This window comes from Teichococcus deserti (genome assembly GCF_001982615.1).
Lineage (GTDB): Bacteria > Pseudomonadota > Alphaproteobacteria > Acetobacterales > Acetobacteraceae > Pseudoroseomonas > Pseudoroseomonas deserti.
The window spans coordinates 1-14492 of the sequence record NZ_MLCO01000346.1 but is presented as its reverse complement, the minus strand read 5'-3'; the positions used below and the strand labels follow the sequence as shown (position 1 = coordinate 14492).

Genomic DNA, 14492 nt, shown 5'->3' with positions numbered 1-14492 from the left:
ATCATGCCCGAGCCCCCTGTGTTGCCGGCGGGCGAGCTTGCGAATGTCCAAGCCGGGCGGCGGCCTTCCTCGCCAGGGAAGATCGCCGCGCCACTCCGCCCGCGCTGCCCGAAACGTGAGCAGAAGGATTACGGCGAGTCAATGCATCGCCGCACGTGGCGACGCTTTGGTCAGAACGCCCGCCGTTGCAGCGGCCTTGGCGGGCGGGACGCGCCGCGCTTGCCGGCCAGGGCCGCCAGCCCGGCGGGTGCCGGATCGCCGGCGAAGCGCATCTCCGCCAGCAGGAAGCTGGTGGCGTCGGTGATCTCCCCCTCCAGCTCGCGCGCCGCCGCCTCGCCGTCGCCGCGCCGCAGCGCGTCCAGGATCTGGCCATGGCGATGCGCCGCCTCGGCCGGGCGCGCCATCAGCACCCAGCGCGCCTCCCAGAACAGCGGGCCGCGCCGCAGCCACAGCGCCTCGATCATGCCGATCAGCGTCGGCGCCTCCGCCGCGCGATACAGCGCGAAGAGGAAGTCGCGGTCGACGCGCAGGAAATACTCGGGCTGGCCGCTGGCGCGCGCCGCCGCATGCTCGTCCAGCATCGCCTGCAGCCGCTGCAGCGTTGGCGCGCCGAGGCGGGGCGCCGCCAGCCGGATCGCCAGCGGCTCCAGCGCCGCGCGGATCGCCGCCATCTCCTGGAAGGCCTCCCGCGTCAGCCGCGGCACCACGGCGGTGCCGGACGGCATGACGTCGACCGCCTGCTCGGCCGCCAGCCGCCGCAGCGCGGTGCGCGCCGGCATCGGGCTGGTGCCCAGCGCCTCGGCGATGCGGCGGATCGACAGCTTGTCGCCCGGCGCGAAGACCCCCTCGACCAGCGCCTGGCGCAGCCGGCGATAGGTCTGCTCCTCCAGCGGCAGGGTGGCGGGCTCGGCGGGGTCGGGAATCGTTGAGATAAGCATTGCCGTCATTTTGTGATCACGATACCGTCCTATTCAAGATGGCGGATGGTCCAAGGCCGCCCTCGCCAGCGTCCCGATCCTGGAGCCAAGCGCGCGCCGATGACAGACAAATCCGCCTGCCGCCTCTCCACCGCCGGTTGCGGAGGCCGCGCATGAGCGCCGTGCTCCGCCGCAACAGCGACCTCTCCAGCGCCGTCGCCGAGGCGCGCGCGCTCTACACCGCCGCCCGCCCGAACAGCGCTGCCCTGCACGAGAAGGCGGTGGCCGTCATGCCCGGCGGCAACACCCGCTCTGTGCTGGCCTATGGGCCGTTCCCGACCGCGATGACCCGCGGCGAGGATTGCCGCCTCTGGGACCTGGACGGGCGCGAGTATCTCGACCTCTGCGGCGAATACACCGCCGGCCTGTTCGGCCATTCCGAGCCGCGCATCCATGACGCGCTGCATGCGGTGCTGAAGCGCGGCACCAACCTGGCCGCGGTGGGCGAGGGCGAGGTCAAGCTGGCCGAGCTGCTTTGCGGCCGCTTCCCCTCCCTGCAGAAGGTCCGCTTCACCAACAGCGGCACCGAGGCCAATCTGATGGCCCAGACCGCCGCCCGCGCCTTCACCAGCCGCCGCACCTGCATGGTCTTCCGCGGCGGCTACCACGGCGGCGTGCTGACCTTCCCGCTGGCCGGCCCCAGCCCCGCCACCCTGCCGCTGCCCTTCGTCATGGCCAACTACAACGACGCCGCCGACGCGACGAAGGTCGCGCGCGACAACGCATCCGACCTGGCCGCCATCATCATCGAGCCGATGCTGGGCGGCGGCGGCTGCATCCCGGCGCGTCCCGACTTCCTGCAGACGTTGCGCGACCTGGCCGACGAGACCGGCGCCCTGCTGGTCTTCGACGAGGTCATGACCTCCCGCATGTCCGGCGGCGGCGTGCAGCAGCGTCTGGGCATCACGCCGGACCTGACGGCGCTCGGGAAATACATCGCCGGCGGCATGAGCTTCGGCGCCTTCGGGGGCCGCGACGACGTCATGGCGCTGTTCGACGCCAAGCTGCCGCATGCTGGCACCTTCAACAACAATGTTCTCTCCATGGCCGCCGGCAAGGTGGCCATGGGCGAGATCTTCACGCCCGAAGCTGCGGAAAAGCTCTTCACCCGTGGCGAGAGCCTGCGCGCCCGGCTGAACGAAGTGGGCAAGGGCCTGCCCTTCGGCTTCACCGGCATGGGCTCGATGATGACAGTGCATTTCCGCGATCCTCTGCCGGAAGCACCCTACGCTGCCAGCGCCGAGGAAGAATCCCTTCGGGAGCTCTTCTTCTTCGACATGATGGCGGCCGGCATCTACCTCGCCCGGCGCGGCATGGTCGCCCTCAGCCTGCCGGTCGCGGACAGCGACTTCGACCGCTTCGTCGCGGCCGTCGGCGAGTTCGTCGAGGCCAGACGCGAGCTGCTGCAACAAAAACAGTAAAGGTCGGGGGGAAGTATCCCCCGTTCGGGGCAGCGCCCCGAACCCCCCTTCTATTTCTATCCATAAGAGCACACGGCTTTCCTCCACCGGAGACTGCTGATGCATAGACGCACCCTGCTCACCGGCCTCGCCGCCGCCAGCCTGGCCCGGCCAACCCTCGCGCGCACTGGCGACACCCGCCTGCTGCGCTTTATCCCCCAGGCCAACCTGACCTCGCTGGACCCGATCTGGACCACCGCGGCGGTCACCCTGAACCACGCCTTCTACGTCTTCGACACCCTCTACGGCCAGGACGACGCGCTCGAGGTCCGGCCGCAGATGGCCGAGGGTCACACCGTCTCCGATGACGGCCTGACCTGGCAGATCCGCCTGCGCGACGGCCTGCGCTGGCACGACGGCACGCCCGTCCTCGCCCGCGACTGCGCCGCCAGTCTCGACCGCTGGTCGAAGCGGGACACCTTCGGCCAGTCGCTCGCCCGCATCGTCGAGGAATGGGGCACCGCCGACGACCGCACCATCCGCATCAAGCTGACCAGGCCCTTCCCGCTGATGCTGCAGGCGCTGGGAAAGACCTCGGCCATCCCGCCCTTCATGATGCCCGAGCGCCTGGCGAAGACCGACGCCTTCCGCCAGATCACCGAGATGGTCGGCAGCGGCCCCTACCGTTTCGTCGCGAATGACTACGTCTCCGGCAGCCGCGTCGCCTACCAGAAGTTCGACGGCTATGTGCCGCGGCAGGAGCCGGCGCAGCGCACCGCCGGCGGCAAGGTCGCGCATTTCCAGCGCATCGAATGGCACATCATCCCCGATGCCGCGACCGCAGCCGGCGCGCTGCAGACCGGCGAGGCCGACTGGTGGGACCAGGTGCATCCCGACCTGGTGCCGCTGCTGGCGCGCAACCGCGACGTCAAGGTCGAGGTCAACGACCCCGCCGGCTATATCGGCACGCTGCGCTTCAACACCCTGCACCCGCCCTTCGACAAGGCCGCGGTGCGCCGCGCCATCCTGTCCGCGGCGAACCAGGAAGACTGGATGCGCGCCGTCACCGGCAACGATCCGAAGCTGTTCCGCAGCTGCGCCTCGATGTTCCCCTGCGGCACGCCCTACGGCACCGAGGCCGGCGCCGAGGCGCTGAAGGCGCCCCGCGACCTGACGCTCGCAAAACGGCTGCTGGCCGAGGGCGGCTACAATGGCGAGAAGGTGGTGATCATCAGCCCCACCGACCTGCCCAGCATGGCGCCCTGGGGCCCGGTGACGGCCGATCTCTTCACCCGCCTCGGCATCAACACCGAGCTGGTCGAGACCGACTGGGGCTCCGTCGTGCAGCGCCGCGCCAGCCGCGCGCCCGTCGCCCAGGGGGGCTGGAGCGTCTTCCACACCTGGTGGCCCTCGCTCTCGGTCTATACCCCGGCGATCAACCCGACCCTGCGCGGGCTGGGCGACAAGGGCTGGTTCGGCTGGTACCGCAACGACAAGGTGGAAGCCCTGGCCGAGGACTGGCTCTCCGCCCCCGACGAGGCCGGCCGCGCCCGCATCGCCGAGGCCATCCAGCGTGAATCCTTCGAGCAGGCCCCGGTCATCCCGATGGGCCAGTTCTTCATGCGCACCGCCTATCGCACCGATCTCAGCGGCTTCCTGCAGGGATCGGCGCCCTACCCGTGGAACGTGCGGCGCGGCTGACGCGCCCAACCGGAGCAATCACCGCGATGCCGAGACTGTCCCGCGACCAGATGCGCGGCAAGGCGCAGACCGTGCTGGGCCTGATCGATCCCTCGGAGCTGGGCTCGACCCTGATGCACGAGCATCTGATCTGGAACATCACGCCCCCCAGCCTGCGCAGCGACCCGCCGCCCACCGAGGATCTCGACCTGTTCCGCTGGTGGGACCTGCAGACCTCGACGCTGAAGGAATACCGCAACACGACGCAGCTCGACGTCGGCGCTGCCACCCGCGCCGCGGCGGAAGTGGTGCAGCATGGCGGCCGCACCATCGTCGAGCTGACCATCGGCGGCCTGATGCCCGACCCCGGCGGCCTGGCCAAGGCGTCACGCGACAGCGGCGCCCAGATCGTCATGGGCTGCGGCCACTATGTCCACGACTACCAGGACCCGGCCAACGAGCATCGCAGCGTCGAGGAGCTGGCGCAGGAGATGGTCGACCAGGTGCAGCTCGGCGCCTGGGGCACCGATGTGCGCGCCGGCCTGCTCGGCGAGATCGGCTGCCAGTGGCCCTGGACCGACCTCGAGAAGAAGATGCTGCACGCCGCCTGCCTGGCGCAGCAGGAGACCGGCGCGGCGCTGACCATCCACCCGGCCCGCCACGAGGACCATCCCTGGATGCTGGTCGAGCTCCTGCGCGAGCATGGCGCCGACCTTTCGCGCACCATCATCGACCACATCGACCGCACCATCTTCGACGATGACCGCCTGTTCCGCCTGGCCGATGCCGGCGTCATCCTGGAATGGGACCTGTTCGGGCAGGAAAGCTGCTACTACGCGCCGAACATCGACATCGACATGCCCAACGACGCCGGCCGCCTGCGTGACATCCGGAAGGTGATCGACCGCGGCCACGGCGACCAGGTGGTGATCAGCCACGACATCTGCCACGTGGTGCAGATGAGCGAATGGGGCGGCCACGGGTACGCCCATATCTACAAGAAGGTCATCCCCCTGATGCGCCGCCGCGGCTACACCGAGGCGGAGATCGACGCGATCATGGTTGGGACGCCGCGGCGGTTGCTGACGTTCATCTGAGGAGAGAAGACAAAGGCAGGCCAGGGGAATGAATTCCCCTGGATTTTTCTGTCTGATTGCCATGTCCACGTGACGACGACGGGCGAAACGGCCAGTTCGCAGCACGACCTGTCAGCGAGCGCCGTTCGATGAAAATGGCGTCCCGCCATGATGCACTGGTGTGGGTTTCATCGAGGCGCTGGCCACGCCATGGCCGGTGAACAGAAAAAAGATGGGGGTCTGGGGGAATTCATTCCCCCAGCCTACCCGATGCTTCTCTGCCCAATTCTTGTTTCATCCACGCGAGAAAAGCCAAGGCGGCGACGGATTCCGCGCGGTCGGACAGCGGCACCGCCGCCAGCCCGTCGGGGAAGGGTGCGAAGCCGCAGGGTGCCACCAGGCGGCGCTGGGCCAGTTCTTCCGTCACCAGGCGTTGTTCCATGAGCGCCACGCCCAGCCCGGCGAGCGCCGCTTCCAGGCACAGGTGGCTGTGCGGGAAGCGCAGCTCCTGGGCGGCGTCGACCGTGATCCCGCTGGCCTCCTGCCAGGCGTCCCAGGCGCGGCTGGTGAATTCATGGGCGATCCGCGTCGCCACCTGCAGCGGGGGGCCTGGCGTCACCGGGTAGCCGGGCAGGCAGACCGGGCCGAAGGCGGTCGGGCCCAGCGGGATGGCGCGGGCCTGGTCGGCGGGCGGGTAGGAGCTGCGGTCCCAGGCGATCACCAGGTCGGCGCCTTCGTGGCGCAGCTCGCGCGCCGAGGTCATCGACAGCCGCAGCCGCAGCCCGGGATGGGCCCGGTAGAAGCCGGGCAGGTGGGGCACCAGCCAGCGCATGGCGAAGGTGGCGCTGCAGGCGACATGGACGGCGGGGCCGCGGGCCTCGTCCAGCAGCTGCTGCCAGCCCTGCTCCAGCGTGTCGAGGCCGGCGGCCACCTGGCGGCGCAGCGCCTCGCCGCGGGGGTTCAGCCGCAGCCCGGTGCCGGCCTTGTCGAAGAGGGCGACGCCGGCCTCCTCCTGCAGCAGGCGCAGCTGGCGGCTGACCGCGCCATGGGTGCGGCCGAGCTCGGCGCTCGCGCGGGTGACCGATTGCAGCCGGGCGGCGGCCTCGAAGGCGCGCAGCGCGCTGAGCGGGGGAAGGCGGCGCGGCATCCGTGAGTTTTCCTGACGAAGCGAGGCGCCGAACTGATTAGGCGCAGGCCGCCCGGCGGTCTAGAGAGCGGGCGCCAGGTCAGGGAAACAGACAGATGATCATCCGCGACATCGCCGGGCTGGAGGCGATCTATGGCACGCTGGACAGGGTGGGCGAGGCCTCGACCGCCAAGGTGGCCGACCATGTGACGCCGGACTACCGCCGCTTCATCGAGGCCGCGCCCTTCCTGGCGCTGGCCACGGTGGGGCCGGAGGGGATGGACTGCTCGCCGCGGGGCGACCGCGGCCAGGTGGTCTGGGTCGAGGATCCGCACACGCTGATGCTGCCCGACCGGCGCGGCAACAACCGCATCGACAGCCTGCGCAACGTGGTGCGCGACCCGCGCGTCGCGCTGATGTTGCTGGTGCCGGGCAGCGGCAATGCCATGCGGGTCAACGGCCGGGCGCATCTCGATGCCGATCCGGCGCTGCTCGCGCGCTTCGCGGCCGACGGCAAGCCGCCCCGCTGCATCATGGTGATCCGGGTGGAGGAGGTCTATTTCCAATGCGCCCGCGCCATCATCCGCGCCGGGCTTTGGCAGGCCGAGAGCCATGTCGACCCGAAGACCCTGCCCACGCCGGGCCAGATCCTGGCGCGGATGAGCGAGGGCCGGGTGGGCGGCGAGGCTTATGACCGCGAATGGCCCGAGCGCGCCCGCGCCAGCATGTGGTAGGTCAGGCGAAGCCGTAGGGGCCGGGAAAGACGCCGAGCGGCACCGCATGGGTCAGCATTGTCTTCCCGTCCCAGTGGTGCAGCAGGAAGCCGGGAGGCTCGAGATAGGAGGCGGCTTCGGCTTCCGGATAGGGGCGCAGCGCGATGGCGGTGCCGAGGCTGGGCGCGGTGCAGAGCAGGGTGCCCGCGAAGCGCTGCAGCATGGTGCGGTGGACATGGCCGCACAGCACGCGCTCGACGCAGGGGAAGTCGCGGATCACCGACTCCAGCGCGCCGGCGCCGCGGCAGTTGTAGGCGTCCAGATAGGGGATGCCGCTGTCGATCGGCGGCTGGTGCAGCATCACCACGGTGGGACGCCCAGGCTCCTCGGCCAGCGTCGCGCGCAGCCAGGCGAGGGAGGCGGCATCGGCCTCGCCGTGATGCTGTCCCGGCACGGTGACGTCCAGCGCCACCACCCGCACCGCGCCGAACTGCCCGGCGGCATCATGCAGCGGGCCCTGGCGCGGCGTCCCGGCGAAGGCGTCCCGGAAAGGCTCGCGCAGGTCGTGGTTGCCGGGGATCGCCAGGCAGGGCATCTCCAGCCGTCCGAGCAGCTTGCGGGCGAGGGCATACTCCTCGGCGGTCCCGGTCTCGGCCACGTCGCCGGTCAGCAGCACCAGGTCCGGCCGCGGCGTCAGGCGGTTGATCTGCTGCACCGCCAGGGCCAGGGCCGCCGCCGGGTCGACCACGCCGTTGTAGAAGACCCCCTCGGGCCGGAGATGGGGGTCGGAGATCTGGGCGATCCACATGGCGGGCCTCCTGGCGAAACGCGCAGGCCGATCCGGCGCCTGCCGCGTTACCCTGGCTGGTGCTGGGCAAAAGGCAAGCCGCGTCGCATGCTCCTCTTCGAGAACATCCTCCTGCTGATGCTGGTCGCCATCCTGGCGCTGCAATTCTCCCGTGGCCTGGCCATCCCCTATCCGGCGGTGCTGGCGGCGGCGGGCGTCGCGGTCGCGGCACTCCCCTCGGTGCCGGTGGTGGCGATCGACCCGGCGCTGGCGCTGGCCCTGTTCATCGCGCCGGCGCTGCTCGACTCCGCCTATGACCTGCCGCCGCGCGAGCTGCGCCGGCACTGGGCGCCGCTGCTGGCGCTGGCGGTCCTGGCGGTGCTGCTCAGCGCCGCCGCCGTCGCCTGGCTGGGCATGGCCTGGGCCGGGCTGCCGGCGGTCGCGGCGCTGGCGCTCGGCGCCGTGGTGGCGCCCCCCGACGCGGCGGCGGCCAGCGCCATGCTGGGGCGGCTGTCCCTGCCGCGCAGCACGGTCACCGTGCTGAAGGGCGAGAGCCTGTTCAACGACGCCGCCGCCCTGCTGCTGCTGGCCGCGGCGCTGGAACTCGCCGCTGCCCCCGACGAGGGCTTTTCGACGTTGATGCTGCACCTGGCGCCGGCGGTGCCAGGCGGGCTGCTCTTCGGCTATGCCGCCGGGCGGCTCTACCTGCTGCTGGCGCGGCAGCTGAAGGGCACGCTGGGCGGCATCCTGTTCCAGTTCGTCGGCACCTTCGGCACCTGGATCATCGCCGAGCGGCTGCATCTCTCGGCCATCCTGGCGGTGGTCGCCTATGGCATGACCATCGCCCGCACCGCGCCCTATCGCAGCAGCGCGCGCGAGCGGGTGCATGCCTATTCGGTCTGGGAATCCACCGTCTTCCTGCTGAACGTGCTGGCCTTCTTCCTGCTGGGGCTGCAGGCGCGCGACATCCTGCTGCGGCTCGAGCCGGCGCCGCTGCGCGAGGCGCTGGCGCTGGCCGGGCTGGTGCTGCTGGTCGTCATCCTGGTCCGCCTGGCCTGGGTCTTCCTCTATGGCGGCCTGGCCCGCGCCCTGGCCGGCCGCGGCTGGCTGGCCGAGGCGCCGGGCTGGCGGCAGTCGCTGCTGGCCGGCTGGTGCGGCATGCGCGGGCTGGTGACCCTGGCGGCGGCCCTGGCCCTGCCGGCCGATTTCCCGGGGCGCGACCCGATCGTCATCAGCGCGCTGGGCGTGGTGCTGGGCACGCTGGTGCTGCAGGGGCTGACCCTGGTGCCGCTGGTGCGCGCGCTGGGCTTCGATGGCGATGACGGCGTGACGCAGGAACTGGCCTTCGCCCGCACCGCGCTGCTGGACGCCGCGCTGGCCGCCCTGCCGGCCGAGGGCGAGGCCGCCGCGGCGCTGCGCGACGAATACCGCGCCGCGCGCGAGGTCGCGGCCTCGGGCGAGAATCCGCGGGCGGTGCGCGACATCGACGCGCTGAAGCGCGCCGGCATCGCCGCCAAGCGCGAATGCCTGGCCGGGCTGCGCCGCTCGGGCCGGATCAGCGACGACGTCTTCCACGCGCTGGAGCAGGAGCTCGACTGGGCCGAGCTCGCCGCGACGCCGGCCGATCGCCAGGCCATCATCGAAGGCTGAGCCCGGCCCCAGGAGAGAAAATTTTCGCTGGCTGCAACTGCGACGATGCCGAGCCGGCCCTTGCCGGCCAGGATCGTCGGTTTTTGTCAAGGTCGGGTGACAAACGACCCGGGACGGGGCTGTTCCGGCTGACGCGGTGCCGCACATCCGCTAAGGAAGGATTGTCCGCCAGAAGGGCGGCTTTCGGCAAGGCCTTGCGATGCACTCGACCTCGAGCCGGAATTCCTTTGATCCGCCTGCCGGCGCGCCGGCAGCGCTGCTGCACCGGCTCGGCCCGGCGGCGACGCCGCTGGGCGCGCCGGAGCAATGGCCCCCGGCGCTGGCCGCGATGCTGCGCCTGGCGCTGGCGGCGCCGACGCCGATGCTGCTGCTCTGGGGCGAGAGCCTTTTCCAGCTCTACAACGATGCTTTCTCGCCCTTGCTCGGCGATGGCCGGGGGGAGGCCTTCGGCCGCCGCTTCGGCGAGGCTCCGTCCCGGCTCTGGTCGGTGCTGGAGCCGGTCATCCCCGGGCTCCTGGCCGGCGGGCCGGCGGCCTCGGTTCCGGAATTCTTCCCGACGGCGCAGCCGGACGATCCGGAGGAACCCGTCTTCTCGCTGTCCTGCACAGGGATCGAGGACGAGGCCGGCATGGTTCTCGGCGTTCTGGTCATGGCCGGCGAGGTGACGCGCCAGCGCCAGGCGGAAGCCCGGCTGCGGCGCCTGCGCGCGCTGGCCGACGCATCCGGCCCGTCGTCGGGTCCCCTGTCCGGCCCGTTCTACGGTGACCTGTCCGGCGCGGAGATCGGCGCCATCCTCGACGGCGATGCGCCCGGCGAGGCCGCCTTCCTCGCCGGCATCGACCGCGACTTCCGCATTCCGCTGACCCTGATGCTCGGCCCGCTGGAGGACCTGCTGGCGGCCGACACCCTGCCCGCCGCCGCGCGCGGCCCGCTCGGCCTGGTCGAGCGCAACGCGCTGCGCCTGCTGCGCCTGGTCGAGGCCTTGCCCGGGGCCGCCCGCCGCCAGGGCCGCTTCCGCCCGACGCCGGTCGCCGCCCTGACCCGCGACACCGCCGAGCTGTTCGGTCCTGCCATGACGCGGGCCGGCCTCGGCTTCGTCATCGACTGCGCCGATGGCGGGGTGCCGGCCTGGCTCGATCGCGGCCTGTGGGAGAGCCTGCTCTTCGACCTGCTGGACCAGGCGCTGCAGCGCACCACGGTCGGCAGCGTCAGCCTGCGCCTGGCGCCGCGCGGCGAGAGCCTGGTGCTGAGCGTCGAGGACAGCGGCGCCGGGGGCGCGGCGGAGGCGGCCGACACCCTGGCCCTGGCGCGGCGGCTGGCGGCGCTGCAGGGCGGCCGGCTGGCGCTGGACGATGCCCCCGGCCAGGGCCGCCGCGTCGCCGTCACCCTGCCGCGCGGCGCCCTGCCGCCGCTGGCCGGAATGCCTGCCGCGCCGGAGGACATCCTGGCCGAGCCGCCCGCCCCCGCGCCGGAGCCGCCGCGCCGCCGCGCCCGGCTGCTGCTGCTGGTGCCGGATGCCGATCTGCGCGCCTGGCTGCAGCGCCTGCTGGCGGTGGAGCACGAGGTCTTGCTGGCTGCCGACGGCGTCGAGGGGCTGCGCCTGGCGCGCCATGCCAGTCCCGAGCTGCTGCTGGCCGATGCCGCGCTGCCCGGCCTGGACGCCGCCGCCCTGCTGCGCCGCCTGCGCGCCGACCCGGCCACCCGCGCCTTGCCGGTGATCCTGCTCTCGGCCCGGGGCGTCGCGGCGGCCGGCGCCGACGACCATGTGAAGAAGCCTTTCGCCGCGCAGGAGCTGCTGGCGCGGGTGCGGCTGAACCTGCAGCTGGTCCGGCTGCGGCGGGAGCTCGAGGAAAGCCGGCACCAGGCACGCAAGATGCAGGCGCTGGGGGAGCTCGCGAGCGGCGTCGCGCATGACTTCAACAACCTGCTCGCCGCCGTCACCGGCAGCCTGGAGCTGGCCGGGCGCCATGCCGACGGGCCGCGGCTGCCGGCGCTGCTGGACAATGCCCTGTCGGCGGCGGCGCGGGGCGCCGTGCTGACGCGGCAGCTGCTCGGCTTCGCCCGGCGCCAGCGCCTGCTGCCGGCGGCGACCGAGCTGCCGCCGCTGCTGGAAGGGCTGCGGCCGCTGCTGCAGCGCGCCCTCGGCCCGGCGGTGCGGCTGGAGATCGCGCTGCCGCCGGGGCTGTGGCCGGCGCTGGTCGACGCGCCGCAGCTGGAGCTGGTGCTGTTGAACCTGGCGCTGGATGCCGGCGAGGCGATGCCCGGGGGCGGCTTCCTGGCGATCGCCGCCGCCAACGAGCCGACCATGGGAATGCTGCGGCTGACGCTGCGCGACGGCAGCGCGCCGCGCGAGCCGGCGCTGGCCGAGGCCCAGGCGGTGCTGGCGCAGATGGGCGGCAGCCTGTCGCTGGACATGGCCGCCGAGGCGGGGCGGCAGCTCACCCTTTCGCTGCGCCGCGCGACATTCGCTCCGGCCGCCCCCAAGCCCGATCCGGAGACGCCGCCGGGGGGGCTCGGCCTGCGGCTGCTGGTGGTCGACGACGACGAGGCGGTGCGCCGCAGCACCGTGGGCCTGGCCGAGGCGCTGGGCTGCGCCGTGCTGGAGGCCGAGGACGGCGCCGCCGCGCTGCGCCTGCTGGCCGCCGACTCCGCGCCGCCGATCGATGCGCTGCTGGTCGACTACGCCATGCCGGGGATGGATGGCGCGACCCTGCTGCGCGCCGCCCGCGCCCTGCGGCCGGGGCTGCCGGCGCTGCTGGTCACCGGCTATGCCGGGGATCCGGGGCTGGAGGCCCTGGCGCCGGTGCTACCGAAGCCCTTCCGCGCCGCGGAGCTGCAGGCGGCGCTGCAGCGCCTCGCCGGCGGCTGAGGCTCAGCGCAGCCGTGCCGGGTTGCCGACCGCGGTGGCGCCGGCCGGCGCGTCGCGGGTGACCACGCTGCCGGCGCCGATCAGCGCGTCGTCGCCGATGCTGACGCCGGGCAGGATCAGCGCGCCGCTGCCGATCCACACATTGCGGCCAATGCTGACGGGGCGGCCGAGCTCCAGCCCCTGCGCCCGCAGCTTCGGGTCGCGCGGATGGTCGGCGGTCAGGATCTGCACCCCGGCGCCGATCTGCGTGCCATCCCCGATGGTGACCTGCACCACATCCAGGATGACGCAGTTGAAATTCAGGAAGACCCCGGCCCCCAGGCGGATGTTGTAGCCATAGTCGACGAAGAAGGGCGGGCGGATGTTCACCCCGTCGCCGACCGCGCCCATGATCTCGCGCAGCAGCGCCAGCCGGTCCGCGGCGCTCTCGCAGCGGGCGGCGTTGTAGCGCTCCATCCAGGCCGAGGCCCGGGCATTGTCGGCGGCGATCTCCGGCCCTTCGGCGACATAGAGCTCGCCCGCCAGCATCTTGTCCTTCTGGCTGCGCTGGTCGGTCATGCGGTGCGGGTCCCCGGCGGTTGGTGTCCGGAGGGTTGCCAGCGCCAGGCCGGCGCTGCAACCCGCCGGGGAATCGCATTGCCGTCAGCGTTATAACAAATATCATGCATTGGTTTGAGCCAGGGGGACAGCGCATGATCATCGTCACCGGGGCAACCCAGGGCATCGGCCGCGCCTGCGTCGAGCAGCTTTCGTCCAGCGGCCGCCAGGTGCTGGCCACCGGGCGCGACGCGGCCGCCGGCGCGGAACTGGCGCAGCTGCCCGGCGTGCGCTTCGTCGCCGGCGACGTGGCCGACCCGGCCGATGTTGAGCGCGTCGTCGCCGCGGCGATGGAGGCCGGCGGCGGCCGCCTGACCGGGCTGGTCAACAATGCCGGCATGGGCCGCCGGCAGAACTTCCTCGAGGCCAGCCTGGCCGACTGGGACCAGGTCATGGCGGTCAATGCCCGCAGCGTCTTCCTGTTCATCCGCCTGGCGCTGCCGGGGCTGATCGCTGGCAAGGGCTCGGTCGTCACCATCTCCTCGGTCGCCGGGCGGCAGGGCGAGGAGGGGCTGGCGGTCTATTGCGCCTCCAAGGCGGCGCTGCTCGGCCTGACCCAGGCGCTGGCGCTCGAGCACGGCGCCGATGTCCGCTTCAACGCCGTCTGCCCGGGCCAGATCGCGACCCAGATGATGGGCCGCGTCCTGGCCGACCCGGCCCGCCGCGCCGCGCTGGAATCGCGCATCCCCGCCGCCCGGCTGGGCGAGGCGGGCGACGTCGCCGAGCTGGTCTGCTGGCTGCTCTCCGATGCCTCCCGCTATGTCAACGGCGCGGTGATCACCGTGGATGGCGGCGAGACCGCCGGCCTCCGCACCCCCCGCTGATCCTGAGTGGGTGGAGGCAGCCTCGGCGCGCTGCCCCCTGCCGCGCGGCGCCCGATCTGCTAGGCTGGCCGCATGCTGCCGCTGTCCCTGCCACGCCTGCCCGCCCTGCCGGCCTCGATCCTGCCGGCGCCGCAGCGTGCCGGCGCCACGGCGGGCGAGCTGCGCATCGGCTTCACCCCGCTCGGCCTGCACCGGCACCTGCCGTCGCTGCTGCGCCGGCTGCGCCAGGCCCAGCCCGGGCTGCGGCCGCGCCTGCTGGAGCTGACCCCGGCCGAGACCCTGGCGGCGCTGGAGGAAGGGCGGCTCGATCTCGGCCTGCTGCCGCAGCCGGCCTGCATCAGCCCCGCCCTGCAGCTGATGCCGCTGCCGGCCGAGCCGCTGCTGGCCGCCCTGCCGGCCGCGACCGAGGGCCCTGCCACCCTGGCCGGGCTGGCGCGGCTGGGCTGCATCCTGTTTCCGCCCGTCCAGGCGCCGCTGCTGCATGCCCGCATCCTGCGGGCCTTCGCCTCCGCCGGCGTCGCGCTGGATCCGCCGTGCGAGGCGAAGCGGGTCTCCGCCATGCTGGGGCTGGTGGCGGCGGGGCAGGGGGCGGCGCTGCTGCCGGCGACCGCGGCCCAGCAGCGCTGCGAGGGCGTCCGGCTGGCCCGCATCGCCGACGGCGCCCGGCTGCCGCGGCTGGCCATGGCGCTGGCGGTGCCGCGCCGGCGGCTGGACGCGCCGATGCAGCGGCTGCTGGCGCTGCTGCCGGCTGGCTAGAGCGTGAGCGCTTGCGGTGGACGCAGCGAAAAGCCGG

The 14492-nt window shown here is 72.7% G+C and carries 12 protein-coding genes; 8 read left to right on the top strand and 4 right to left on the bottom strand.

Annotated elements, in window-relative coordinates; genetic code table 11:
- Nucleotides 1-170 precede the first annotated feature (170 nt).
- Complete coding sequence (locus BKE38_RS26755; RefSeq protein ID WP_076960247.1) at nt 171-938, bottom strand: GntR family transcriptional regulator; 768 nt, start codon at nt 936-938, stop codon at nt 171-173.
- A 152-nt stretch (nt 939-1090) separates the two neighbouring features.
- Here BKE38_RS26755 and BKE38_RS26750 point away from each other — a divergent pair, with 152 nt between their 5' ends.
- From BKE38_RS26750 to BKE38_RS26740, 3 genes are all read left to right on the top strand, one after another.
- The gene (locus BKE38_RS26750; protein ID WP_076960246.1) at nt 1091-2398 is read left to right on the top strand and encodes an aspartate aminotransferase family protein; all 1308 of its coding nucleotides are present in this window, start codon (nt 1091-1093) and stop codon (nt 2396-2398) included.
- 99 nt (nt 2399-2497) lie between these two features.
- Nucleotides 2498-4078 (top strand): ABC transporter substrate-binding protein, encoded by a 1581-nt coding sequence (locus tag BKE38_RS26745; RefSeq protein WP_076960245.1) that lies wholly within the window; start codon nt 2498-2500, stop codon nt 4076-4078.
- A 26-nt stretch (nt 4079-4104) separates the two neighbouring features.
- The gene (locus BKE38_RS26740; RefSeq protein WP_076960244.1) at nt 4105-5154 is read left to right on the top strand and encodes a phosphotriesterase family protein; all 1050 of its coding nucleotides are present in this window, start codon (nt 4105-4107) and stop codon (nt 5152-5154) included.
- 229 nt (nt 5155-5383) lie between these two features.
- On the opposite strand, the gene BKE38_RS26735 is transcribed toward BKE38_RS26740, so the two are convergent.
- Nucleotides 5384-6280, bottom strand: a complete 897-nt coding sequence (locus BKE38_RS26735; RefSeq protein WP_076960243.1) for a LysR substrate-binding domain-containing protein — start codon at nt 6278-6280, stop codon at nt 5384-5386.
- A 95-nt stretch (nt 6281-6375) separates the two neighbouring features.
- Here BKE38_RS26735 and BKE38_RS26730 point away from each other — a divergent pair, with 95 nt between their 5' ends.
- Nucleotides 6376-6993, top strand: a complete 618-nt coding sequence (locus tag BKE38_RS26730; RefSeq protein WP_076960242.1) for a pyridoxamine 5'-phosphate oxidase family protein — start codon at nt 6376-6378, stop codon at nt 6991-6993.
- Nucleotide 6994: 1 nt separating this feature from the next.
- On the opposite strand, the gene BKE38_RS26725 is transcribed toward BKE38_RS26730, so the two are convergent.
- Complete coding sequence (locus BKE38_RS26725; RefSeq protein WP_076960241.1) at nt 6995-7780, bottom strand: phosphodiesterase; 786 nt, start codon at nt 7778-7780, stop codon at nt 6995-6997.
- An 87-nt stretch (nt 7781-7867) separates the two neighbouring features.
- Between BKE38_RS26725 and BKE38_RS26720 the strand changes: the two genes are divergently transcribed.
- Nucleotides 7868-9409 carry a cation:proton antiporter domain-containing protein gene (locus BKE38_RS26720; RefSeq protein WP_076960240.1) on the top strand — a complete coding sequence of 514 codons (1542 nt, stop codon included), beginning with the start codon at nt 7868-7870 and terminating at the stop codon, nt 9407-9409.
- 199 nt (nt 9410-9608) lie between these two features.
- Nucleotides 9609-12278, top strand: a complete 2670-nt coding sequence (locus BKE38_RS26715) for a response regulator (RefSeq protein WP_076960239.1) — start codon at nt 9609-9611, stop codon at nt 12276-12278.
- 3 nt (nt 12279-12281) lie between these two features.
- On the opposite strand, the gene BKE38_RS26710 is transcribed toward BKE38_RS26715, so the two are convergent.
- Nucleotides 12282-12836: a sugar O-acetyltransferase gene (locus BKE38_RS26710; protein ID WP_076960238.1), complete on the bottom strand. Its 555-nt coding sequence runs from the start codon at nt 12834-12836 to the stop codon at nt 12282-12284.
- Nucleotides 12837-12970: 134 nt separating this feature from the next.
- Between BKE38_RS26710 and BKE38_RS26705 the strand changes: the two genes are divergently transcribed.
- Together BKE38_RS26705 and BKE38_RS26700 are read left to right on the top strand one after the other, a co-directional pair.
- A complete protein-coding gene (locus tag BKE38_RS26705; protein ID WP_076960237.1) occupies nt 12971-13699 on the top strand; it encodes an SDR family NAD(P)-dependent oxidoreductase in 729 nt (242 codons plus the stop codon).
- Between the two features lie 72 nt (nt 13700-13771).
- On the top strand, nt 13772-14455 hold the full coding sequence (locus BKE38_RS26700) for a LysR family substrate-binding domain-containing protein (RefSeq protein ID WP_076960236.1): 684 nt from the start codon (nt 13772-13774) through the stop codon (nt 14453-14455).
- Nucleotides 14456-14492: the final 37 nt, after the last annotated feature.

What these genes read in the sequence shown, in the direction of transcription:
- BKE38_RS26755 (WP_076960247.1), bottom strand. Translation starts at nt 938, where the DNA reads ATGCTTATCTCAACGATTCCCGACCCCGCCGAGCCCGCCACCCTGCCG.
- BKE38_RS26750 (WP_076960246.1), top strand. Translation starts at nt 1,091, where the DNA reads ATGAGCGCCGTGCTCCGCCGCAACAGCGACCTCTCCAGCGCCGTCGCC.
- BKE38_RS26745 (WP_076960245.1), top strand. Translation starts at nt 2,498, where the DNA reads ATGCATAGACGCACCCTGCTCACCGGCCTCGCCGCCGCCAGCCTGGCC.
- BKE38_RS26740 (WP_076960244.1), top strand. Translation starts at nt 4,105, where the DNA reads ATGCCGAGACTGTCCCGCGACCAGATGCGCGGCAAGGCGCAGACCGTG.
- BKE38_RS26735 (WP_076960243.1), bottom strand. Translation starts at nt 6,280, where the DNA reads ATGCCGCGCCGCCTTCCCCCGCTCAGCGCGCTGCGCGCCTTCGAGGCC.
- BKE38_RS26730 (WP_076960242.1), top strand. Translation starts at nt 6,376, where the DNA reads ATGATCATCCGCGACATCGCCGGGCTGGAGGCGATCTATGGCACGCTG.
- BKE38_RS26725 (WP_076960241.1), bottom strand. Translation starts at nt 7,780, where the DNA reads ATGTGGATCGCCCAGATCTCCGACCCCCATCTCCGGCCCGAGGGGGTC.
- BKE38_RS26720 (WP_076960240.1), top strand. Translation starts at nt 7,868, where the DNA reads ATGCTCCTCTTCGAGAACATCCTCCTGCTGATGCTGGTCGCCATCCTG.
- BKE38_RS26715 (WP_076960239.1), top strand. Translation starts at nt 9,609, where the DNA reads ATGCACTCGACCTCGAGCCGGAATTCCTTTGATCCGCCTGCCGGCGCG.
- BKE38_RS26710 (WP_076960238.1), bottom strand. Translation starts at nt 12,836, where the DNA reads ATGACCGACCAGCGCAGCCAGAAGGACAAGATGCTGGCGGGCGAGCTC.
- BKE38_RS26705 (WP_076960237.1), top strand. Translation starts at nt 12,971, where the DNA reads ATGATCATCGTCACCGGGGCAACCCAGGGCATCGGCCGCGCCTGCGTC.
- BKE38_RS26700 (WP_076960236.1), top strand. Translation starts at nt 13,772, where the DNA reads ATGCTGCCGCTGTCCCTGCCACGCCTGCCCGCCCTGCCGGCCTCGATC.